A 21,036-nucleotide genomic window follows, 5' to 3' on the forward strand; every position below is an offset into this window, starting at 1 on the left:
ACTACCGCCCGTTGCGCGAGAAGTGCTGGTAGTCCGGGTTGGACCAGCGCCCGCCCCACTCCCAGCCGACCGCACGGAAGGCGCGGGTGAGCACATCGCCCGAGCGGATCATGCCCTTGGTCCTCCGCCACCGGTCGAGGTGGCGCGCACCGGCTGCGGGATGGACGCGGCCGCTCCAGTCGACATACGGGTTCTCCACCGTGTTGATGTCGATCGCGTCCCCGTACGAGTGCTGCGACAGACGGCCCGGATTGCCCACCACCTGGCGGCAGTTGAAGGCCGAGGTGTTGTCGTCGGCCATGGACGCGTGGTCGCTGCCGTTGTACGCGGACACCGGGCGCATCTTGCGGATCGGGAACTTGGCGGCGAACGCCTTCCCGAACACGTAGAGCACGTCCTTCGCCACCCGCTCGTTGACGATCATCTCGCCGGTGTGCACCTTGCCGTCGAAGCCCCAGTGGCTCATCCGGAGCAGCCGCAGCCGCTGCGGCGGCACGGGACAGCCCGGGCGGTAGGTGCGGCCGAGCGCGGTCCGCGTGACGGGCAGCGTGCGGTGGCGGAATACGGGGCGCGCGGCGGCTGCTGCCTGGACAGGGCGCGGCTTCACCGGGGTGACGGCCGGCTTGGGCGAGCCCGACGCGGTGGCCGGAGGCCGGGCGGAGGGTGTGAGGGCGAGCGAGGGAGACGGAGAGGGAACGGGCGGCGGGGAGGACGCGGAGGCGGCGGGGACCGGGGTCGCGGAGACCGGGGCGGCACCGACGGTGAGCAGCAGGACGCTGGCCGCAGAGGCGACCCGAAGTACGATTTGCACCGAATCACCATATTGAGCGTGACCAAGAACGCTTGGCCGACAAGCCGGGAGGCAGCACAGTGCACGGCGAGTACAAGGTTCCCGGCGGAAAGCTCGTGACCGTCGATCTGGAGGTCGACGAGAGCGCGGGCGTCCTGCGCGATGTACGGGTGGCCGGGGACTTCTTCCTGGAGCCCGACGATTCGTTCACGGTCCTCAGCCAGGCCCTGAACGGCGCCCCCGCCGACACCGACGCCTCCGGCCTCGCGGCCCGGATCGACGCCGCGCTGCCCCCGGGCACGGTCCTGTACGGCCTGACGACGGAAGGCGTCGGTGTCGCCGTACGCAGAGCGCTCGCCCATGCCACCGACTGGACCGACTACGACTGGCAGCTGATCCACGAAGGGCCGCAGCCGCCCGCGCTGCACATGGCGCTCGACGAGGTCCTGACCACCGAGGTCGCCGAGGGGCGCAGGCCGCCGACGCTGCGGATCTGGGAGTGGGGTGCGCCGGCCGTCGTCATCGGCAGCTTCCAGTCGCTGCGCAACGAGGTCGACCCCGAGGGCGCCAAGCGGCACGGCATCGAGGTCGTACGGCGGATCAGCGGCGGCGGGGCGATGTTCTGCGAGCCGGGCAACACCATCACGTACTCGCTCTCCGTGCCGGACGCGCTGGTGCAGGGCCTGTCCTTCGCGGACAGCTACGCCTATCTCGACGACTGGGTGCTCGGCGCGCTCGGCGACATGGGGATCAAGGCCTGGTACCAGCCGCTCAACGACATCGCCACGGACGCCGGGAAGATCGCGGGCGCCGCGCAGAAGCGGATCGCGGGCGGCGGCGGTGCGGTGCTGCACCACGTGACGATGGCGTACGACATCGACGCGGACAAGATGCTGGAGGTGCTGCGGATCGGGCGCGAGAAGCTCTCGGACAAGGGCACGAAGAGCGCGAAGAAGCGTGTGGACCCCTTGCGCCGGCAGACCGGTCTTCCGCGCGATGCGGTGATCGAGCGGATGGTGGAGTCGTTCCGGGCGCGCTACGGCCTGACGGCGGGCAAGGTCACGGACGAGGAGATGGCACGGGCGCAGGAGCTGGCGCGCACCAAGTTCGGCTCGCCGGAGTGGACGGCGCGGGTGCCGTAGGGGCGTTTGCCCCTCGGCCTCCGCCCCCGCCCGGGTCAGTTCGGCGTGGTCGGCTCCGGGCCCGTGCCGCCCGGGTCGGCCGGGGCCTTCTCCCAGGCGGAGGTGCCGAGTTGGGCCGTGCTGCCGATGTCGATGGGGCCGCCGTCGGCGGGCTGGACGACATGGCTGCCGCGCCCCGGGGCGGGGGCGATGTCGAAGTATGTGCCGTGCGGGGCGGGCCTGGTGGCGTCGGTGACCGTGTTGCGCCAGGTCAGCGTGGTGAGGACGGATTCGCCGGGCTGCAGCCGTATCGCCGTCGGCTTGGTGTTGCGCAGGCCGGTCGAGATGCCGTCGGTGCCCTTGAGCACCTCGATCGCCACGGGCTCGCGGTCGGCGTCGAGGACGGTGACGGCCGGGTAGCCGTTCACCTCGTAGGTGCTCGTACCGCAGTTGGTGAACGTGATGCTCATCGCGCGCAGCCCCATCGCGGCGTCGACCAGGGAGGCCGTGGCCCGCAGGGACTCCGCGCCGCAGTCCGTCGCGCTGTGCGCGGCCGAAGGCTCGATCTCCAGGTCGTCCGGGTCCGGTACGGAGGGGGCGGGCGCCGGTGCGTCGTCCGCGGCCTGTGAGGCGCGTGCCGGGTCGGCTTCGCGCTCCAGCTCGTCCGCGAGTGAGCTGCAGCCCGTCGCCAGGGTGGTGAGCGTCGCGGCGAGGACCAGGGCGAGGACGGGCCGTACTGATATGCGGGTCACCCGGGGATCATGCCACGGGGGTACCGGCGGCCCACACGCCTGTGCGTGGCCGCTCACCTGTGCGTGGCCGCTCGTCAGTACGTGCCCGCTCGCCTGTGCGTGGCCGCTCGTCAGTACGTGCCCGCTCGCCTGTGCGTGGCCGCTCACCTGCCCATCGCCGCTCCGCTCACCCGCCCCGCGCCCGCACAAGGCCGCTCTCGTAGGCGAACACCACCAACTGCGCACGGTCCCGCGCCCCCAGCTTGGTCATCGCACGGCTCACATGGGTCTTCGCGGTGAACGGGCTGATCACCATGTGCGCGGCGATCTCCTCGTTGCTCAGACCGCGGGCCGCGAGTGCGGTGACCTCCAGTTCGCGCGGCGTGAGGTGTTCCAGTCCTGGAGCCGTCGCGCGATCCGGCGGGCGGGCCACGAACTCGCCGATCAGCTGCCGCGTGACCGACGGGGACAGAAGCGCCTCGCCCGCCGCGACGACCTGCACCGCCTGCAGCAGATCGGCCGGCTCCGTATCCTTGAGCAGGAAGCCGCTCGCGCCTGCCCGGAGGGCCTCGAAGACGTACTCGTCCAGGCCGTAGTTGGTGAGGATCACGACGCGGACGCCGGCGAGCGCCGGGTCCTCGGCGATCTTCCGGGTGGCCTCGATGCCCGTCATCACCGGCATCTGCACGTCGACAAGCGCGATGTCCGGCACCTCGGCCCGTACGAGCTCGACGCCCTGCGCTCCGTCCGGGGCCTCGCCCACCACCTCGATGCCCTCCTCGGCGTCGAGCAGCGCACGGAAGCCGGCCCGCATCAGGGCCTGGTCGTCGACGAGTACGACGCGGATCACTGCGCCTCCGAGGTCCGGGCGGTCATTTCTCTTACAGAGAGCGGTAGTTGGGCCCGTACGAGGAAGCCGCCCTCGTCCTTCGGGCCGCACTCCAGCGTGCCGCCGAGCGCCGCCACGCGCTCCCGCATCCCGGTCAGGCCGATCCCCGGCTCGAATCCGGCCACCGGATCCGCACGTCCGTCGTCCTCCACGCGCACCTCCAACTGCCCCTCATCGGCGGTGAGTTGCACGGTGACCTCCGAGGCCCGCGCGTGCCGCGCCGCGTTCGTCAGGGACTCCTGCACGATGCGGTACACGGTGTGCTGCACCTCGTCCGGCAGGTCGCCGTCGTAGTCGGTGAGGGTGACGGAGAGGCCGGCGGCGCGGGCGCGCTCCACGACCTCCTTGACCCGCCCGGCCGGGCCCGGCTCGCGCAACACGACCAGCGTGGCGCGCAGTTCCCGCATCGCCTCGCCGCTCGCCTCCTGGATCGCGAGCAGGGCGGGCGGCACCTCCTCGCCGCGCTTGCGGGCCAGATGGACGGCGACTCCGGCCTGGAGTTTCACCACGGCGATGCTGTGGGTGAGCGAGTCGTGCAGCTCTCGGGCGATCCGCAGGCGCTCCTCGCCCGCGCGGCGCCGGGCGACCTCCTCGCGGGTGCGTTCGGCGTCGAGTGCGCGCTGTTCGGTCTGGCGGAGGTAGGCCTGCCAGTTCTGGTCGGCGAGTCCGGTGACATTGGCGCACAGGAACCAACCGGCAAGCAGCAAGGTCGTGTTGAGCCCTTCGCCGGCCACGGCGAACACGGCCAGGAATCCGGCCGCGGCGACCGCACCCGGCACCCGGTGGCCCACGCGGGAGGCCGTGTGGACCGCGCCGACCACCGGCAGGGCGCTCGCGGCGCCCGGCTCGGCGAGCACCACGTAGGCCGACAGGAGCAGCGTGGTGACGACGAGGACGGCGCGGGGCGCCGGCCGGTACGCGGCCAGGGCGAGGGATCCCGCGCCGGCGAGCGCGAAGGCGGGCCACCCGGCGGCGGGCGGAGCCGAGGCGATCACCAGCGCGCCGACCACCACGGCGAGGACCGCGTCACCGACCCGCCCACGCCAAGTCACCGGCGGCTGCGGCCGATTGAGCCGCGCGTCGTCGACTGTCACGGCACTCCCCTCCCGTATGCGCGCCTCGGGCGAGACACGCACATCCCGTACGCGCACCTCGGTCGAGGCACACCCGTCCCGGATGCGCGCCGCCGGGCAGGACCCGCGCATGGGCACCCTAGGCGCGGCCTCGCCCGCCGCACGTCCTCCCCCGGCACCGATTCTGCGCTACTCCCCCCGTAGTAGTCCCCGCCGTGCGCCGCCCCGCGCGCACCAGCCGCAGGTCGGTCCGGCCGTACGACGACCCAAGCGCCCGGACGCAACAGCATGGAGGGCATCAGCAGGCGCCGGAGCCGCCGGACGGCGAGGCGCCCCCACACCCTTCACGGAGGCTGTCATGCCCGGTCCGTTCCGCTACACCCAGCCCGTCCCGCCCAAGTCGGCCACCGGCCGCACCGCCGAGGTCTACGCACAGATCGGCGCGGACTTCGGCATGGACAAGCTCGCGACGTTCCAGGTCCTCTCGCCCTCGTACGAACTCCTCTCCGCCACCTGGTCGTTGATGCGGGAGTCGCTGCTCGCCGGCGAGGCCTCGCGCGTCGGCAAGGAGGTCGCCGCGCTCGGCGCCTCGCAGGCCAACCGCTGCCAGTTCTGCGTGGACGCCCACACGATGCTGCTGCACGCGACCGGCGAACACCGCCTCGCCGAGCGCCTTGCGGGCGGTCAGGCACCCGAGGACGAGACGCATGCGCGGATCCTCGCCTGGTCGAAGGAGAGCCGTGCACCGGGCGGTGCGAGTGCCCCGCCGGTGCCGCGCGACGAGTGGCCGGAGTACGTCGGCACGGTGCTCGCGTTCCACTTCATCAACCGGATCGTGTCCGCCCTGCTCACCCCCAGCGTGCTGCCGGGCGGCGCACAGAGGTACCGCGCCGTGCGCAGCCTCGCCGGCCGCTCGCTGTCGAAGGCGGTGCGCCAGGCGCCGGTGCCGGGCCTGAGCCTGCCGCTGCTCGACGAGGCCGGCACGGGGCCCGCCTGGGCGGCGGGCACGGCGATCGGCAGCGCGTACGCCGCGCTCGAACACGCCGCGACCATGGGCGGCGGGCTGCTCGACGAGGAGGACCGCGAGTTCGTCGAGGAGGCCGTGGCCGACTGGAAGGGCGAGCACCCCGACGAGGACTGGCCCGGGCTGCCCTCCCGCGAGGAACGTCCCGGCGCCCGTCTCGCGCTGCTCGCCGCCCTGGCCCCGTACCGGATCACGGACGAGGACATCGCGGCCTGGCGCACCCCGCAGCACGCCGACCACTGTCTGGTGCACCTGGTCGCCTACGGCGCGTTCCTCGCCGTCGACCGTGTCGCCTTCGGCTTCGCGTCCGCCCTGGAGTCCCGATGAGCACCGACGTCAGGCGCATGAGCACCGAACCTCCGCGGATGACCGCCGAACTCCCGCAGACCGACGTGTGGAACGGTGCCGTCGGCGGCCACTGGGCCGCGCATCACGAGCGGTACGACGCGATGCTCGCCGACTTCGACAGCGCGCTGTTCGAGGCCGCCGCGATCCGGCCCACCGACCGCGTGCTCGACATCGGCTGCGGTGCGGGCCCGACCACCCGCAGGGCGGCGCGGCTCGCCCGCTGGGGCCGGGCGCTCGGCGTGGACATCTCGGCACCGCTCCTGGAGCGGGCGCGCGCGGCACTTCTGCCCAACCTCTGGTACGAGCAGGGCGACGCACAGACGCACCCCTTCCCCGAGAGCGGCTTCGACGTGATGATCAGCCGGGGCGGCGTGATGTTCTTCGCCGACCACCGGGCGGCGTTCGCCAACATCGCCCGGGCGGTGCGGCCCGGCGGCCGGTTCGCATTCATCTGCCCGCAGCCGGTGGATGCGCAGAGCGTGGAGGCCCGGGTCTTCGGGCGCCTCGCCGAGCTGCGGCCGCTGCCGCCGGACCCTGTGACGACGGCGGCCCATCGCGCGATGGCCTCGCTCTGCGAGCCGGACCGGCTGCGCGAGGTCCTCGCCGACTTCTCCCAGGTGGCGATCCGCCCGGTGCACGCCGCGTCGGTCTACGGCAGCGACCCCGAGGACGCCGTGGACTTCGTCCTGTCGCGCGGCCCGCGGACCGAGGTGGCGGCCGAGGTGCGGGCGGCGATGGCGGAGGTGTTCACGCCCTACGCGGGTCCGCTGGGAGTGCGGCTCCCGTCGAGTGTGTGGCTGGTGACGGGCGTACGTCCCTGAGCGAGCCCCACCCGCGGGTCAAATCCGGCAATTCACAACACTCCATCGCAAACAGCGAAGCAACCGGCAAGAGCCGGACGGGACATGAGCCACGTCTCGTCCGGCTCCCCTGTTCCCCACGGCTGCACTTATGGCACTGTCATCCCTCACACCCCCGCTCTCGCGCGGCTGACCCCCGCGTTTCCCCTGCAGGAGGTGGACGCCATGCGTTCGCTGCCACTGCTGCTCGCCGGGCGCCTGCTGCCGGTCGTCGTTCTCGCCACGGCCGGCTGGGCCTGGACGAGCGGCCCGTACGCGCCCGACGACATCAAGCCGGCTGCCGCCCCACGCTCCACGCCCACACCGACGCCCGAGGCGAAGCACGACAAGCCGCCCGAGCCCTGTGGCGCGGTGGACGCCGCCGTCGTGAAGAAGCTCGTGCCCGGCGCCAAGCCGGCGGGCAAGGAAATAGAGCTCACGGACCCGGACCGGCGCCGCACCTGCTCGTGGAGTGCGCTCAAGAACTTCGACTACCGCTGGCTCGATGTCTCGTACGAGGTCTTCGACTCGCAGAAGGCCGCCGAAGCCGCGTACAAGAAGTACGGCGACAAGGGCGGGCAGCCGCTGCGGGACCTCGGCGACGCCGCCACGATCCTGGTCTCGCTGACGACCAAGGACAAGCAGCAGACCCGCGAGGCCGTGGTGACCGCACGTTCGGGCAACGCCCTGATGACGATCACGTACAACGGCTGCGACTTCGAGTCGCGCAAGGCACCCACCGAGGCGTCGATACAGGAGGGCGCCGAGACGGCGGCCCGCGCGGCGCTGCAGCAGCTCACCGCGCAGGCCTGAACCCGCCCCTCCGTTCCGCCTGTTCCGTCAGTACAGCGTCCCCATCGCCTGCCGCACCTCCGTCAGGGTGGCGTCGGCGACGGCGGTGGCGCGCTCGTTTCCGGTGTGCAGGATCTTGCGGAGATACGTGCGGTCAGCGGCGTAGTCGGCGCGGCGGGCGCGCAGCGGGGTCATGAAGGTGTTGACCGACTCCGTCACCCGGCGCTTGAGCGCCGCGGCCCCGCCGTCGCCGATCTCGTCCGCCACCGACCGCGGGTCCCCGCCCTCGCACAGAGCGGCGAGGAGCACCAGGCTGGAGACCTCGGGACGGTTCTCCGGGTCGTACGTGATGTGCCGCTCGGCATCCGTCTTAGCGCCCTTGATGAGCTTCGCCGTCTCGTCGGCGGTGGCGCTCAGGGAGATCGCGTTGCCACGGGACTTGCTCATCTTGGTGCCGTCGGTGCCGAGGAGCAGCGGTGCCTCGGAGAGCAGCGCGTCCGGCACCGGGAACACCGGACCGTACCGCTCGTCGAAACGGCGCGCGACCGTCCGCGTGACCTCCAGATGCGGCAGCTGGTCCTGTCCTACGGGCACCAGGTTCGCCTTGCAGAACAGGATGTCCGCCGCCTGGTGCACGGGATAGGTGAACATCAGGCCGCTCACCGCCGACTGCCGCGAGTGCGCGATCTCGTCCTTCACGGTGGGGTTGCGCTGGAGTTCGGCGACCGACACCAACGACAGGAACGGCAGCAGGAGTTGGTTGAGCGCGGGGACGGCGCTGTGTGTGAAGACGGTGGAGCGTTCGGGGTCGATGCCGATGGCCAGGTAGTCGAGGATCAGCTCCTCGACGATCTCGGCCTGGCGCTCGGCGACATCGCGGTCCGTGAGCACCTGGTAGTCGGCGACCAGGACGAAGGTCTCGACGCCGGCGTCCTGGAGTCTGACGCGGTTGCGCAGAGTACCGAAGTAGTGGCCGAGGTGGAGCGGTCCGGTCGGCCGGTCACCGGTGAGCACCCGGAAACGCGCGGGGTCGCGGCGGATCTGCTCCTCGAGCTCGGCGCTGCGGCGCCGCGCGACGGAGATGCTGTCGCTGCTGAGGCTGGTGGCGGTGATGGTGTCGGTCTGCATGGTCTGTCTCCTGCCGCGAGGTGGTGGATCGATCCGGGCCGGAACGGGCCGGGAGATCACCTTCACGCAGGGGACCGGGCCGTCCGTGGTGTGGCACGGCCCGGGGTGTGTCTGATCTGTGGCCGCTCCTAGAGGGAGCGCCACCAGCACAGACAGCACGTGATCGACATGCGGCCAGGATACGGGAGGGCTGGGCTTGGGCGCATCGGGCTTTTGGATGAGGTGGGGCTTGGGTGCGGGGGGCTTGAGTGCGGGGGGGGGCTTGGGTGCGGGGGGCTTGAGTGCGGGTGGGGCTTGGGTGCGGGTGGGCCGCGATGCGGGGGTGCAGGGCCGCGGGCCGGCGGCGAGTGCGCCTGCGGCGGGCGCCGCGATGCCGGGGTGCAGCGGGCGGAATCCCCGCGGGCCCGTGGCGGGTGCGCCTGCGGCGGGCCTTTCTCCCCGCCCCGCCCCTTCCCGAAACCGGGACTCTGCCCCGGACCCCCCATCCGACCCCCGGTCGGATCTGCTCAAGCGCCGCAGGGGCTGGGGGCGAGGCTCCACCCCGGCCCCCGCATCCGCCCCCGGTCGGATCTGCTCAAGCGCCGCAGGGGCTGGGGGTGGGCCACCCGCCCCGGCCCCCGCGGTGGGTGGCCCACGGGGCCTTCGCCCCGTGCACCCCCAGACCCCGCCGCCCGCAGACCCCGCCTGCTCAAGCGCCGCAGGGGCTGAAAATGCGCACGGGTTGAAAGTCGCACGGGCTTAAATGAGCCCATGCAACCGAGAGCAGCCACCGTGCGCGCCGTGAACCGTCTCACCCAGCGGTGGGCCCGAGGTCTGAGCGGCCACGAGGCGACCGTGTTCTCGGCGCCGAGCCTGTGGCCGCTCCTCGCCCTGCTCGCGGACCCCGCGGACGGTCCCGCGCGCGACGAGCTGGAGGACGCGGTCGGAGTGCGGGCCGACAGCGCGATACGGATGGCGCACGAGCTGCTCGACGCGTTCGGCGGGATACGCGGCACGCGGACGGCGGTCGGTTTCTGGACCGCCCCGGATCTTCCGCTGCACCCGGAGTGGACGCTGCGGCTGCCCACGGGGCTGACAGGCCTGCTGGACAGCGACCCCGCGGTCAGTCAGGAGCGGCTCGACGCCTGGGCGTCGCGGAACACCGACGGCCTGATCGACGCGATGCCCGTGGACGTGCACAAGGACACCGAACTCGTGCTCGCCGGGGCCCAGTTGGTACGTACGCGCTGGCTGCGTCCGTTCCGGGAGACGCTGCTGCTGCCGGACTCGGGTCCCTGGCAGGGACGTGAGCTCCTGGGCCTGCACCGGTTCACCTCGCTGCACGACCGGGTGGGCGTGGCGCACACCGCCGCCGGGCCGCTCACCCTGGTCCAGGTGCTCGGCGACACCGGCGTCGATGTGCATCTCCTTCTCGGCCCCGAGGAGATGACGCCGTCCACGGTCCTGTCCGAAGGGATCGGCGCGCTCTCCGGCGACCTCGTGCCCGGTGACCGACTGCCCCTGGGGCGGCCGGGCCCCGGCCTGCTCGTATCGGACGAGCGCAGTGCGCGCCCGGACCCCCAACTCGACCTGACCGCCTGCCCGTTCCGCGTGACGGCCCGGCACGATCTGCTCAAGGACGCGGCCCGGTACGGCCTGGAATCGGCCTCGAACGCCGGTCGCGGTCACTTCCCCGGCATCGGTCCGCGCCCGCTGGCCATCGGTGCGGCCGCCCAGTCCGCGCTCGCCGTCTTCGACGCGGAGGGGTTCGAGTCGGCGGCCGTGACCGCGCTGGCGGCAGTGGCCGGCGGTGCGCCGCCCGCACCGCGGCACACGGTGCGGCGTATCGAGGCCGCCTTCGACCGTCCCTTCGGCTTCCTCACCGTCCACCGCACCTCCCGCCTCGTCCTCACGGCCGGCTGGGTCGCCGATCCGACCCCGTATCCGGAGCGCGACTGGATGCGGGGCTGAAGTACGGATTCGCCGCGCGCAGCCACGCCGCCTGGACGGGATCGCTGTCCGCCCGGTGCGGCCCGGTCTCGCCCACGACAAGCGGCACGCCCGTGCCCGGTCGTCGATCCAGGGGTCGAGGGTGCCGGCCCCGATCGCCGTGAGGTGCGCGGTGTCGCCGGCCGCCCAGGAGAGCATTGGGGTACGGTCGGCCGCGGGGTCGGTGCGCAGACGGTCCAGCGGCGGACACGGCGAGAGCGCCCGCGACGAAAGCACGTGGTGTGATGCCGTTCATCGCCCGCCCCCGATCTCGATCAGTGCGAACTCCAGTGCCCGTAGGCGGCGTTCGGAGCACGCGTCCGTCACCGTCGCGCCCCACTGGGTGACCTCCGGTGTCTTGTCCCGGTATCCGCGGTTGCCACGCAGGGTGATGCGCCGGCTCGGGTGATCGCGTCGAGGACCCGGCGGCCGCCGGCTTCGCCCGCGCGGACGCACTCGGCGTTCAGGACGAGCGGGACGGTCGCCTGACTCACCCCCGCGAACCGCGCCACGTCGGCCCGGTCACCCGGCCCGCCATGAATCCACCCCCTCGCGATCGCCATGCGCATAACAGGCTGCTGCGACAAGGCTGTTCGCCAAGGCCGCATGGGCAGGGATGCTCATGGCTGCGGAGACGGGGTGTCAAGGGGCGCGCGGGCGTTATCCGCATAACTCGCGGCCGCTATCCGCATAGCTGCCGGGCGGCGGTCATGCCTCGCGACGGGTCACCGGAGGGCCTCGCCACGCGTCCATCGCCTTCGCAGCCTGGCAACTTGCCCTGCGTAACCCCGCCGCGTCCGCCAGTGTTCGCCGCTAATCCGTATTACTCCTGCTGCAACACCCTTGACGCGGCGCGTGGTCCGCCCCTAGCTTCCTCGGCATCTGCTCCAAGCAATACGTATTAGCCACTCTACGTGAGGGGTCTCCTTCCCATGCCTCAGGCTCCCGGCCGGCTCACCCAGCGGGATATCGCACGGCTCGCGGGTGTCAGCCAGACCACGGTGTCGCTGGTGCTCAACAACCGGCCCGACGCGGCACGTATCGCGCCCGAGACGCGCGAGCGGGTGCTGCGGGTGATCCGGGAGACCGGGTACGCGGCGGACCCGCTGGCGCGCCGGATGCTCAAGCAGCTCAACCAGATCCTCGGCGTCTTCACGTACGAGCCGGTGTTCCCCTCGACGAGCGCCGACTTCTACTACCCGTTCCTGCGCGGGATCGAGGAGAGCGCCGAGCTGAGCGGCTGCGATCTGCTGCTCTTCACCAGCGCTCCGGTACAGGACGGGATCCGGCGGATCTTCCACGAGAACAACCGCCTGCGGGTGGCCGACGGCTGTGTCCTGCTCGGGCGGGCGATCCCGTCCGAGGAGCTCAGCCGGCTCGTCACCGAGGACTACCCCTTCGTCTGTGTCGGGCGGCGTGACGACGCGGACGGGCTGCCGGTGCCGTACGTCGGGGCCGACTATGTGGCGGCGACGGCCGAACAGGTCGACCGGGCACGAGAGTTGGGGCACGAGCGGTTCGCGTTCGTCGGTCCCGGTGCGGGTGCCGAGTCCTCGGCGGACCGTCTGGCGGGCTTCCGCAGGGCGGCGGGCGCGGACGCGCTCCATGTCGGCGTGGAGGTGCCGGAGCCCGCGGACCGTCTGGAGTGGATCCTCGCCGCCGGGGCCACGGCGGTGTTCGTCGACTTCCTCGCCGATGCCGTCGAGCTCACCGAGGCGGCGGCCGCACGCGGCCTTCGCATCCCCGATGACCTCTCGGTGATCGCGCTCGGCGACCCCACCACCCCGGTCGACGCCCCGCTCCGGTATACGGGCTTCACCATCCCCCGCCAGGAGATGGGCCGCCAGGCGGTCGAGCTCCTGACGGAGATGCTGCACGGCCAGGCGCAGGTCAGCCAGCGGCTGCTCGCCTGCCGGCCGGTCGAGGGCGAGACGCTCGCCCCGCCGCGCCGCTGAACCACCCCGGGCTGAAGATCGGCTCCCTTCCGCACGGCTGAACCACCCCAGCTCCAGATCGACTTCCTTCCGCACAAAGGAGACCCATGCAAGCGGACGTCCTCGTCATAGGCGGCGGCACCGGCGGAGTCGCGGCGGCGCTCGGTGCGCTGCGGGCCGGCCGGAGCGTGCTGCTCACCGAGGAGTACGACTGGCTCGGCGGCCAGCTCACCAGCCAGGCCGTGCCGCCGGACGAGCACACCTGGATCGAGCAGTTCGGCGCGACCGCCTCGTACCGCTCCCTGCGGGAAGGCGTCCGGGACTACTACCGGCGCCACTACCCGCTCACGGAGGCGGCCCGCGCCCGCCGGGACCTCAACCCCGGTGCGGGGTACGTCAGCCGGCTGTGCCACGAGCCCCGCGTCTCGGTCGCCGTGATCGACGCGATGCTCGCGCCGTACCGCGGCTCGGGCCGCCTGACCGTGCTGCAGCCCTACCGTCCGGTTGCCGCCGAGACGGACGGCGACCGGGTCACGTCGGTGACCGTCGAGCACCGCGACACGGGTGAGCGCCTGACGCTCACCGGGTCCTATGTGCTCGACGCGACCGAGACCGGTGAACTGCTTCCGCTCACCGGCACGGAGTACGTCACCGGGTTCGAGGCCCAGTCCGACACCGGGGAGCCCAGCGCACCGGACGAGGCGCAGCCGCTCAATCTGCAGGCGGTCTCGTACTGCTTCGCCCTCGACCACGTCGACGGCGACCACACCATCGACAAGCCGGCCTCGTACGACTTCTGGCGCACGTACCAACCCTCCTTCTGGGGCGCGCCGTTGCTCTCCTTCCGCGCGCCGCACCCGCGCACCCTTGAGGTCGTCGAGCGCGGCTTCACACCCAACCCCGGGGACGATCCGCTGTCGGTGGTCGCGGACCAGCGGGTCAGCGGCGGGGACATGAATCTGTGGACGTTCCGGCGGATCGCGGCGCGCGAGATGTTCACGCCGGGCGCGTACGAGAGCGACATCACGCTGGTCAACTGGCCGATGATCGACTACCTGGAGGGTCCGGCGATCGAAGTGCCGGACGCAGACCGGCACTTGGCGCGGGCCAAGGAGCTGTCGTTCTCGATGCTGTACTGGATGCAGACGGAGGCCCCGCGCGCCGACGGCGGCACCGGCTTCCCCGGTCTGCGGCTGCGTGGTGACGTCACCGGTTCGAAGGACGGACTCGCGCAGGCCCCGTACCACCGTGAATCGCGCCGTATCCAGGCCGAGTACACGGTCGTCGAGCAGGATCTGTCGCTCGATGTGCGCGGCGGCAAGGGCGCCGTGAACTACCTCGACTCGGTCGGCATCGGCATGTACCGGATCGATCTGCACCCTTCGACCGGCGGCGACAACTACATCGACGTGCCCTCCAGTCCGTTCGAGATCCCGTTGGGCGCGCTGATCCCGCAGCGCGTGGAGAACCTCCTGCCGGCGTCGAAGAACCTCGGCACCACGCACATCACCAATGGCTGCTACCGGCTGCACCCCGTCGAGTGGAACATCGGCGAGGCCGCAGGTCTGCTCGCGGCCCACTGCGTCGAGCACGGGCTGAGCCCGCGCGCCGTGCGCAACTCCCCCGAACGGCTCGAGACCTTCCAGCGTCTGCTCACCTCGCACGGTGTGGAGCTGCGCTGGCCCGACATCAGCGGCTACTGATCAGGAGCACCTCCCATGCGCAAGCAGACCCGCATCTCGCTCACCGCACTCGCCGCCGCCTCGGTCCTGGCGCTCACCGCCTGCGGCGGTGGATCCGGCACCGCGTCCGACGGTCCGGTGAACCTCCGGATGACCGTCTGGTCCGGCTCCCCCGAGCACATGAAGCTGCTCAACGGGATCGCCGACGAGTACCGCAAGGCGCACCCGGACGTGAAGTCCATCAAGTTCGACGTGCTGCCCCTTGAGAACTACACGACGACCCTCACCACGCAGATAGCCGGCGGCAAGTCACCGGACCTGGCGTGGATCTTCGAGAACTCGGCGGCGGACTTCGTCTCCTCGGGCGCGCTCGCCGAGGTGAACCTCAAGGACGAGAAGGATGTCCTGCCGTCCGCGAAGAAGATCTGGGAGCAGGACGGCAAGCTGTACGCCTACCCGTTCTCCACCTCGCCGTTCGGGGTGTTCGTGAACACGGACATGCTGAAGGAGGCCGGCCAGCCCACACCGGCCGAGCTGATCGCGCAGGGCAAGTGGAACTGGGACAAGGTGTCCGAGCTCGGCGCCGCGGTGCACGACAAGACCGGCAAGACGGGCATGGTGATCCGCGACTTCGACTACAAGATGTGGGACAACCTCGCCCAGTACTGGGGCGGTTGGGGCGCGGAAGCCTGGAGCGAGGACGGGAAGACCTGCGGCTTCGACAAGCCCGAGATGGTCGCGGCGATGACCTCGCTGCACAAGGCGGTCTTCGAGGACGAGTCGATGCTCGCCCCGGGCACGAGCGCCGACTTCTTCGCCGGTGAGTCCGCGATGACCGTCACCCAGATGAGCCGGGCCTCGCTGCTCGGCGACAAGTTCAAGTGGGACTTCGTCCCGCTGCCCGAGGGCCCCAAGGGCGAGTACGACGTGATCGGGCAGGCCGGTATCGCACGCCTCGCCAAGAGCGCGCACCCCGAAGAGGCCGACGGCTTCCTGGAGTTCCTGACCAACAAGGACAACTCCGCCAAGCTCGGCGCCTACTTCCCGCAGGCCCGCAGCTCCCAGCTCGACGCCGCGACCCTCGCCAAGTCGAACCCGAAGCTGAGCGAGAAGCAGCTGTCGGACGTGGTGATCGACGGTATCCAGAAGGGCAAGGTCAAGCCCGTCCACAGCGGACAGGCGGAGATCAACGACGCGGTACGCGGCGCCCTGGACCCGCTGTGGAAGAAGGACGCGGACGTGGCGAAGGTGCTGCAGGGCGTCTGCACGGCGATCAACCCGCTCCTGGAGCAGTGAGTCCCTGATGAAGACCCTCGAACGACCCCGCACCCCCGCCGCCGGTCGGTCCGGCGGCGGGGCGGGCGGGCGGCCCCGTACCGAGAAGCCGTTCTGGACCGCGCGGCGCCGTGACCAGCTGGCCGGCTGGCTCTTCATCGCCCCGCAGCTGATCGGCTCGGTCCTCTTCGTCCTGATCCCGCTCGGCCTGGTCGTCTGGTACAGCTTCCACGAGTGGAACGTGCTCGCCGGCACCTTCCACTCGGTGGGCGGCGACAACTACCAGAAGCTGCTCGACGATCCGAAGCTGCCGGGCGTCCTCAAGTCCACCGCGCTCTTCTCCATCGGGCTCGTCGTCCTCAACCTGACGCTCGCCCTGGCACTCGCGGTGCTGCTCAACCAGAAGCTGCGCGGCAGCGTGTTCTTCCGCACCCTGTTCTTCTCGCCGGTGGTCGTCTCGCTGGTCGCGTGGACCATCGTCTGGGGCTTCCTGCTGCAGAAGAACGGCGGCATCAACGCGGGACTCGACCTCTTCGGCGTCGAGGGCCCCAACTGGCTGCGCAGCGAGGGCACTTCCATGGCCTCGGTCATCGTCGTCCAGGTCTTCAAGAACGTCGGCCTGAACATGGTGCTCTTCCTCGCCGCGCTCCAAGGCGTACCGAAGGAGCTCTACGAGGCGGCCACGATGGACGGCGCCGGGCGCCGGCGGCAGTTCTGGCGGATCACGATGCCGATGATCAGCCCGACGGTGCTGCTCACCTCGATCATCACGGTGGTCGGCTCGCTCCAGGTGTTCGCGCAGATCGCGGTGCTCACGCAGGGCGGGCCCAACAGCTCCACCACGGTCCTCGTCTACTACCTGTACCAACAGGCCTTCAAGTTCCACCACTTCGGATACGGCGCCACGCTCTCGGTTCTCCTCTTCGTGATCGTGCTCGTGCTCACCGTGATCCAGTGGCAGATGCGCAAGAAGTGGGTCTTCCATGAGTCGTAAGCTCTCGCCCCGCGCCAAGCTCGTGCTCTACGGGGTGCTGCTCGTCCTGTGCATCCCGTTCGTGTTCCCGACCTGGTGGATGGCCAGCTCGTCCTTCAAGCCGGTGAGCGAGGTGTTCGCCTTCCCGCCGTCGATCCTGCCGGCGAGTCCGACGGCTTCCGCGTACGAGAAGGTCTTCGAGCTGCAGCCGTTCGGGCAACAGTACTTCAACAGCATGTACATCGCTGTGGTCGTGACGATCGGCACGCTGATCGTGTCGTCGATGGCCGGCTACGCCTTCGCCCGGATCCGCTTCCGCGGCCAGAACGTGGTCTTCCTGGTCGTCCTGACCGGCCTGCTGATCCCCAGCGAGGTCACGATCGTCCCGCTGTTCCAGATGTTCAACGGCTGGGGCATGGTCGACACGCACTGGCCGCTGATCCTGGTGCCCATCCTGGGCGCGCCGAGCGTGCTCGCGACCTTCATCATGCGGCAGTTCTTCCTCGCGCTGCCGGGCGAGCTGGAGGAGGCGGCCCGGATGGACGGTCTCGGCCGTTTCGCCATCTACTGGCGGATCGCGATGCCGCTGGCCCGCCCTGCGCTGGCCGCGGTGGCGATCTTCACCTTCCTGCACAGCTGGAACTTGTACCTGGAGCCGATCGTCTATCTGACGACCCCGGAGATGTTCACGCTGCCGCAGGCGCTGACGCAGTACGTGGACGCGTACGGCGGTCCGATGTGGAACGTGCAGCTGGCCGCGGCCTCGCTGACGGCGTTCCCGGTGCTCGCGGTGTTCGTGTTCGCGCAGCGGCAGTTCGTGGAAGGGCTGGCGCATACGGGGCTGAAGTGACGGGGTCCTGAACCACCGGCGCGCATCGCTGTGGGGGCGGTGCGCGCCGGTCCGTGTTCACCTACCGCTCGGGGTCACTTGCGGCGCAGGACCTCCGCGCCCGCGTAGCGCGCCGACTCCCCCAGCTCCTCCTCGATCCGGATGAGCTGGTTGTACTTCGCCGTACGGTCCGAGCGGGACAGCGAGCCGGTCTTGATCTGGCCGCAGCCCGTCGCGACCGCGAGGTCCGCGATCGTGGTGTCCTCGGTCTCGCCCGAGCGGTGCGACATGACGACCGTGTAGCCCGCGCGGTGCGCCGTACGGACGGTGGCCAGGGCCTCGGAGAGCGTGCCGATCTGGTTGACCTTCACGAGGATCGAGTTGCCCACGCCGGTGCGGATGCCCTCGCGCAGCAGCGTCTCGTTCGTGCAGAACACGTCGTCGCCGGTGAGCTGGCAGCGGTCGCCGACCTGCGCGGTCAGTTCGCGCCAGCCGTCGAAGTCGTCCTCGGCCATGGGATCCTCGATGGAGACGACCGGGTACGCGTCGATCAACTTGGCCAGGTAGGCGGCGTGTTCGGCCGGCGTGCGCCGTACGCCTTCGCCCGCGTAGTCGTAGGCGCCGTCCGTGAAGAACTCCGAGGACGCCGGGTCCATCACGAGGCCGATGTCCTCGCCCGGCCGGTAGCCGGCCCGCTCGATCGCGCGGACCACGAAGTCGAGTGCTTCTTCCGCGGTACGCAGCTCCGGAGCGAATCCGCCCTCGTCGCCCACGCCCGTGGCGTGGCCGGCGGCGAGCAGGTCGCGGCGCAGGGTGTGGAAGACCTCCGAGCCGATCCGTACGGCCTCGGCGAAGGTCTCCGAGCCCACCGGGGCGATCATGAACTCCTGGAAGTCCAGCGGATTGTCGGCGTGGGCACCGCCGTTGACGATGTTCATCATCGGCAGCGGGAGCAGATGGGCGTCGGCGCCGCCGAGGTAGCGGTAAAGCGGCAGCCGGTGGGCCGCGGCGGCGGCCTTGGCGGCGGCGAGCGAGACACCGAGCAGGGCGTTGGCGCCGAGGCGTGACTTGTCCGGGGTGCCGTCGAGCGCGATCAGTGCGGCGTCGAGCCCGGACTGGTCCTCGGCCGCGCGGCCGCGTACAGCCTCCGCGATCTCGCCGTTGACGTGGGCCACGGCCTGTGTGACGCCCTTGCCGTGCCAACGCCGCGGGTCGCCGTCGCGCAGCTCGACCGCTTCACGGGCTCCGGTGGAGGCGCCGGACGGGACCGCGGCACGGCCCAGCGAACCGTCCGCCAGGGTGACGTCCACTTCGACGGTGGGATTGCCGCGGCTGTCGAGGATCTGACGGGCGGTGACGGAGGAGACGGTGGTGCGGGTGGATATCGATGACGTGGGGTTCATGGCGCGGATCGCTGCCCTTCCCGATGTCGGCTGCCTCGGCCCGCCTGGGTGCGACGACGGTGGCGCTGGGCCGGGGCGACGCTCGAAACTCTACAGCATTGCTGTACAGTTTCGCTGTTCAGTTGTGCTGTGCAGTTCGGCTGCACAGCTTCGCTGCCGATCACCGGGTTAAGCTGGGGCATGCCCACCCCGGAATCCGCCGCGCTCGCGGCCGAGCTGCGCACCGCGATGGGCAAGCTCGCGCGGCGCGTCAAGCACGAGGACCGGATCCCGCTCGGCCAGGTGGCCGTGCTCGGCGCCCTCGACCGCGACGGTGCGATGACCACCAGCGATCTCGCCGCCGACCAGCGCGTACGTCCGCAGTCCATGGCGCGGGCCGTGGGGCTGCTCATGGAGCAGGGGCACATCACGCGCCGCGCGCACCCCACGGACAAGCGCAAGTCCCTGGTCGAGCTGACGCCTGCGGGGCGGGCCGCCCTGGAGGCGGAGCGCGGCCGCAGGGCGGGCTGGCTCGCCCAGGCGATCGAGGGCGAACTCTCCGCGGCGGAACGGGAGTCGCTGGCCCGCACGGTGACCTTGCTCAACCGCCTCGCGGCGCGCTGAGGCCGGCCACGTGGCCGGTCATTCCGGTTCCACCTGTACGAGGTATCCGACGAACCTGGCCTCCCCCAGGTCCTCCACCCACTGCTCCGCCTCACTCACCGGGGTGAGTGTCCCGCTGCCCGGCACCGCGTGCCGCGTACCGTCGTGCGCGGGCGCGTAGCGGCAGTGCGCGTACCGGATGCCGACCACCCTGCCGGTGGCCCGATGTCCCGTCGCCGGATCCACGTCGCCGTGGTGCCCCTCGGCCGCGTCCACCTCCCCGGCGGCCTGCGGACCGAGCACGTCGGCCAGCCACGTGCGGTCCGGCTCGCGCACCGCCCAGTCGACCCGGTCCCCGATACGGAAAGGAGTACCGCAGCACTCCATCTGCCAGCTGTCCATCCAGACCGTCATGGCGCCCATGGAACGTGTCTACCGCGCGGCGGTGTCGCGGACACCGCTGCCGCGCGGCCGCGCACGGAAATCCGCTGGCCCCGGCGGCCCGTGGGCGAGAAGAATCTCCGGGCATGACATCGCCGCGCTTACCGACCCAGTGGCCCCTCGCCGGCCTCCGGCTCACCACGCCTCGCCTGGAGCTGCGGCTGCCGGGTCCCGACGAGCTCAGCGCACTGGCCTCGCTGGCGGCCGAGGGTGTGCACGACCCCGCGGTACAGCCGTTCACCGTGCCGTGGACGGATGCCGAGCCCGGGCAGCGGGCGCGCGATGTACTGCAGTACCACTGGCGCTGCTGGGGTGAATGGCAGCCGCAGAACTGGGTGTTGAACCTGGTGGTGCTGTACGAGGGCGCGGTCGTGGGCATGCAGGGCGTCAGCGCCCGCGACTTCGCGGTCTGCCGCGAGGTGAGCACCGGATCCTGGCTGGGCCTGCGCCACCACGGCCGAGGCATGGGAACGGAGATGCGCACCGCCGTCCTCCACCTGGCCTTCGCCGGCCTCGGCGCCCGGCACGCGCTCTCCGGCGCGCTGCACCACAACGCGGCCTCGCTGGCGGTCTCCCGCAAGCTCGGCTACCGGGACGACGGCATCGAGCACCACGCCGTACGCGGAGAGCCGGCCCTCATGCACCGGCTCCGCCTCACCGCCGAGCAGTGGCAGTACCAGGAGCACATCCCGGTCAAGCTGGACGGCCTCACGGAATGCCTGCCGCTGTTCGGCCTGGACCGCGTATGACACAGGACGGATGCGTCTTCTGCGCCATCGCACGGGGGCAGGCCGAGGCAAGCGTCGTGTACGAGGACGCGTCGGTGCTCGCGTTCATGGATCTCCAGCCGGTCACCCCGGGTCACCTCCTCGTCATCCCCAAGGCGCACTCGGCCGGCCTCGGGGATCTGCCGGAGGAAGCGGGCATCCAGGTCTGGCGGGCGGCCCACCGGCTCGCGGGAGCCCTGCGCGCCTCGGGGCTGCGGTGCGAGGGCGTCAATCTCTTTCTCGCGGACGGCGAGGCCGCCTTCCAGGAGGTGTTCCACGTACACCTGCATGTCTTCCCGCGCTTCGCGGGCGACCCCTTCCGTATCGACGCGGACTGGCGCGTACACGAGCGCGACCGGCTCGACCGGACGGCGGCCGCGGTGCGGAAAGGTCTCGCCGCGAGCCGAGCGGCGGGCGGGCCCGGGATCATGCCCGCCTAGACTCCCG

The 21,036-nt window shown here is 71.3% G+C and carries 20 protein-coding genes; 13 read left to right on the plus strand and 7 right to left on the minus strand.

Annotation, left to right across the window (positions count from 1 at the left end; all coding sequences use genetic code 11):
* Window position 1: 1 nt before the first annotated feature.
* Window positions 2–811, minus strand: a complete 810-nt coding sequence (locus H9Y04_RS46560) for a M15 family metallopeptidase (protein WP_308800913.1) — start codon at window positions 809–811, stop codon at window positions 2–4.
* A gap of 59 nt (window positions 812–870) precedes the next feature.
* Here H9Y04_RS46560 and lplAB point away from each other — a divergent pair, with 59 nt between their 5' ends.
* Window positions 871–1,932, plus strand: a complete 1,062-nt coding sequence (gene lplAB / locus H9Y04_RS08565) for a lipoate-protein ligase LplAB (protein ID WP_187813726.1) — start codon at window positions 871–873, stop codon at window positions 1,930–1,932.
* Between the two features lie 35 nt (window positions 1,933–1,967).
* Here lplAB and H9Y04_RS47475 read toward each other — a convergent pair whose 3' ends face one another.
* The 3 genes from H9Y04_RS47475 to H9Y04_RS08580 form a co-directional block, all read right to left on the minus strand.
* Complete coding sequence (locus H9Y04_RS47475; RefSeq protein WP_187813131.1) at window positions 1,968–2,663, minus strand: DUF4232 domain-containing protein; 696 nt, start codon at window positions 2,661–2,663, stop codon at window positions 1,968–1,970.
* Window positions 2,664–2,829: 166 nt separating this feature from the next.
* Window positions 2,830–3,492, minus strand: coding sequence for a response regulator (locus H9Y04_RS08575; protein ID WP_187813132.1), 663 nt, complete (start codon window positions 3,490–3,492; stop codon window positions 2,830–2,832).
* Window positions 3,489–4,625 carry a sensor histidine kinase gene (locus H9Y04_RS08580; protein ID WP_308800914.1) on the minus strand — a complete coding sequence of 379 codons (1,137 nt, stop codon included), beginning with the start codon at window positions 4,623–4,625 and terminating at the stop codon, window positions 3,489–3,491. The genes H9Y04_RS08575 and H9Y04_RS08580 overlap by 4 nt, the downstream gene beginning before the upstream one ends.
* Before the next feature lie 337 nt (window positions 4,626–4,962).
* Here H9Y04_RS08580 and H9Y04_RS08585 point away from each other — a divergent pair, with 337 nt between their 5' ends.
* From H9Y04_RS08585 to H9Y04_RS08595, 3 genes are all read left to right on the plus strand, one after another.
* Window positions 4,963–5,955, plus strand: coding sequence for a carboxymuconolactone decarboxylase family protein (locus tag H9Y04_RS08585; protein WP_187813134.1), 993 nt, complete (start codon window positions 4,963–4,965; stop codon window positions 5,953–5,955).
* Entirely contained in the window at window positions 5,952–6,797 is an 846-nt protein-coding gene (locus H9Y04_RS08590) for a class I SAM-dependent methyltransferase (protein WP_236070685.1), read from the plus strand. Before H9Y04_RS08585 ends, H9Y04_RS08590 begins: the two co-directional genes overlap by 4 nt.
* Before the next feature lie 204 nt (window positions 6,798–7,001).
* Window positions 7,002–7,628: a hypothetical protein gene (locus H9Y04_RS08595; protein ID WP_187813135.1), complete on the plus strand. Its 627-nt coding sequence runs from the start codon at window positions 7,002–7,004 to the stop codon at window positions 7,626–7,628.
* A gap of 27 nt (window positions 7,629–7,655) precedes the next feature.
* Here the strand turns inward: H9Y04_RS08595 and trpS are convergent, their stop codons facing one another.
* The gene (trpS, locus tag H9Y04_RS08600) at window positions 7,656–8,735 is read right to left on the minus strand and encodes a tryptophan--tRNA ligase (protein WP_187813136.1); all 1,080 of its coding nucleotides are present in this window, start codon (window positions 8,733–8,735) and stop codon (window positions 7,656–7,658) included.
* Between the two features lie 780 nt (window positions 8,736–9,515).
* Here trpS and H9Y04_RS08605 point away from each other — a divergent pair.
* The 6 genes from H9Y04_RS08605 to H9Y04_RS08635 all read left to right on the plus strand — a co-directional run bounded on the left by H9Y04_RS08605 (window position 9,516) and on the right by H9Y04_RS08635 (window position 17,417).
* The gene (locus tag H9Y04_RS08605; protein ID WP_308800915.1) at window positions 9,516–10,685 is read left to right on the plus strand and encodes a serpin family protein; all 1,170 of its coding nucleotides are present in this window, start codon (window positions 9,516–9,518) and stop codon (window positions 10,683–10,685) included.
* A gap of 950 nt (window positions 10,686–11,635) precedes the next feature.
* The gene (locus tag H9Y04_RS08615; protein ID WP_187813139.1) at window positions 11,636–12,658 is read left to right on the plus strand and encodes a LacI family DNA-binding transcriptional regulator; all 1,023 of its coding nucleotides are present in this window, start codon (window positions 11,636–11,638) and stop codon (window positions 12,656–12,658) included.
* An 86-nt stretch (window positions 12,659–12,744) separates the two neighbouring features.
* Entirely contained in the window at window positions 12,745–14,340 is a 1,596-nt protein-coding gene (locus H9Y04_RS08620) for an FAD-dependent oxidoreductase (RefSeq protein ID WP_187813140.1), read from the plus strand.
* Window positions 14,341–14,355: 15 nt separating this feature from the next.
* Window positions 14,356–15,615 carry an ABC transporter substrate-binding protein gene (locus H9Y04_RS08625; RefSeq protein WP_187813141.1) on the plus strand — a complete coding sequence of 420 codons (1,260 nt, stop codon included), beginning with the start codon at window positions 14,356–14,358 and terminating at the stop codon, window positions 15,613–15,615.
* Window positions 15,616–15,622: 7 nt separating this feature from the next.
* Window positions 15,623–16,588, plus strand: coding sequence for a carbohydrate ABC transporter permease (locus tag H9Y04_RS08630; RefSeq protein ID WP_187813142.1), 966 nt, complete (start codon window positions 15,623–15,625; stop codon window positions 16,586–16,588).
* Window positions 16,578–17,417: a carbohydrate ABC transporter permease gene (locus tag H9Y04_RS08635; RefSeq protein WP_187813143.1), complete on the plus strand. Its 840-nt coding sequence runs from the start codon at window positions 16,578–16,580 to the stop codon at window positions 17,415–17,417. The genes H9Y04_RS08630 and H9Y04_RS08635 overlap by 11 nt, the downstream gene beginning before the upstream one ends.
* A 74-nt stretch (window positions 17,418–17,491) precedes the next feature.
* On the opposite strand, the gene eno is transcribed toward H9Y04_RS08635, so the two are convergent.
* Window positions 17,492–18,799 (minus strand): phosphopyruvate hydratase, encoded by a 1,308-nt coding sequence (gene eno / locus H9Y04_RS08640; RefSeq protein ID WP_187813144.1) that lies wholly within the window; start codon window positions 18,797–18,799, stop codon window positions 17,492–17,494.
* A 180-nt stretch (window positions 18,800–18,979) separates the two neighbouring features.
* On the opposite strand from eno, the gene H9Y04_RS08645 reads away from it, so the two are divergent.
* Complete coding sequence (locus tag H9Y04_RS08645; RefSeq protein ID WP_187813145.1) at window positions 18,980–19,402, plus strand: MarR family winged helix-turn-helix transcriptional regulator; 423 nt, start codon at window positions 18,980–18,982, stop codon at window positions 19,400–19,402.
* Between the two features lie 18 nt (window positions 19,403–19,420).
* Here the strand turns inward: H9Y04_RS08645 and H9Y04_RS08650 are convergent, their stop codons facing one another.
* Entirely contained in the window at window positions 19,421–19,804 is a 384-nt protein-coding gene (locus H9Y04_RS08650; RefSeq protein ID WP_187813146.1) for a DUF6578 domain-containing protein, read from the minus strand.
* 104 nt (window positions 19,805–19,908) lie between these two features.
* Here H9Y04_RS08650 and H9Y04_RS08655 point away from each other — a divergent pair, with 104 nt between their 5' ends.
* Together H9Y04_RS08655 and H9Y04_RS08660 are read left to right on the plus strand one after the other, a co-directional pair.
* Window positions 19,909–20,571, plus strand: coding sequence for a GNAT family N-acetyltransferase (locus H9Y04_RS08655; protein ID WP_187813147.1), 663 nt, complete (start codon window positions 19,909–19,911; stop codon window positions 20,569–20,571).
* Complete coding sequence (locus H9Y04_RS08660) at window positions 20,568–21,029, plus strand: HIT family protein (protein ID WP_187813148.1); 462 nt, start codon at window positions 20,568–20,570, stop codon at window positions 21,027–21,029. The genes H9Y04_RS08655 and H9Y04_RS08660 overlap by 4 nt, the downstream gene beginning before the upstream one ends.
* The last annotated feature ends 7 nt before the right edge of the window (window positions 21,030–21,036 follow it).

Origin of the sequence: Streptomyces polyasparticus (assembly GCF_014493765.1) — a bacterium.
In the GTDB taxonomy this organism is placed as follows: domain Bacteria; phylum Actinomycetota; class Actinomycetes; order Streptomycetales; family Streptomycetaceae; genus Streptomyces; species Streptomyces polyasparticus.

Coding starts and splice junctions, on each gene's coding strand:
- H9Y04_RS08585 (WP_187813134.1), top strand. CDS start 4,963: ATGCCCGGTCCGTTCCGCTACACCCAGCCCGTCCCGCCCAAGTCGGCC.
- H9Y04_RS08590 (WP_236070685.1), top strand. CDS start 5,952: ATGAGCACCGACGTCAGGCGCATGAGCACCGAACCTCCGCGGATGACC.
- H9Y04_RS08595 (WP_187813135.1), top strand. CDS start 7,002: ATGCGTTCGCTGCCACTGCTGCTCGCCGGGCGCCTGCTGCCGGTCGTC.
- trpS (WP_187813136.1), bottom strand. CDS start 8,735: ATGCAGACCGACACCATCACCGCCACCAGCCTCAGCAGCGACAGCATC.
- H9Y04_RS08615 (WP_187813139.1), top strand. CDS start 11,636: ATGCCTCAGGCTCCCGGCCGGCTCACCCAGCGGGATATCGCACGGCTC.
- H9Y04_RS08620 (WP_187813140.1), top strand. CDS start 12,745: ATGCAAGCGGACGTCCTCGTCATAGGCGGCGGCACCGGCGGAGTCGCG.
- H9Y04_RS08625 (WP_187813141.1), top strand. CDS start 14,356: ATGCGCAAGCAGACCCGCATCTCGCTCACCGCACTCGCCGCCGCCTCG.
- H9Y04_RS08630 (WP_187813142.1), top strand. CDS start 15,623: ATGAAGACCCTCGAACGACCCCGCACCCCCGCCGCCGGTCGGTCCGGC.
- H9Y04_RS08635 (WP_187813143.1), top strand. CDS start 16,578: ATGAGTCGTAAGCTCTCGCCCCGCGCCAAGCTCGTGCTCTACGGGGTG.
- eno (WP_187813144.1), bottom strand. CDS start 18,799: ATGAACCCCACGTCATCGATATCCACCCGCACCACCGTCTCCTCCGTC.
- H9Y04_RS08645 (WP_187813145.1), top strand. CDS start 18,980: ATGCCCACCCCGGAATCCGCCGCGCTCGCGGCCGAGCTGCGCACCGCG.
- H9Y04_RS08650 (WP_187813146.1), bottom strand. CDS start 19,804: ATGGGCGCCATGACGGTCTGGATGGACAGCTGGCAGATGGAGTGCTGC.
- H9Y04_RS08655 (WP_187813147.1), top strand. CDS start 19,909: ATGACATCGCCGCGCTTACCGACCCAGTGGCCCCTCGCCGGCCTCCGG.
- H9Y04_RS08660 (WP_187813148.1), top strand. CDS start 20,568: ATGACACAGGACGGATGCGTCTTCTGCGCCATCGCACGGGGGCAGGCC.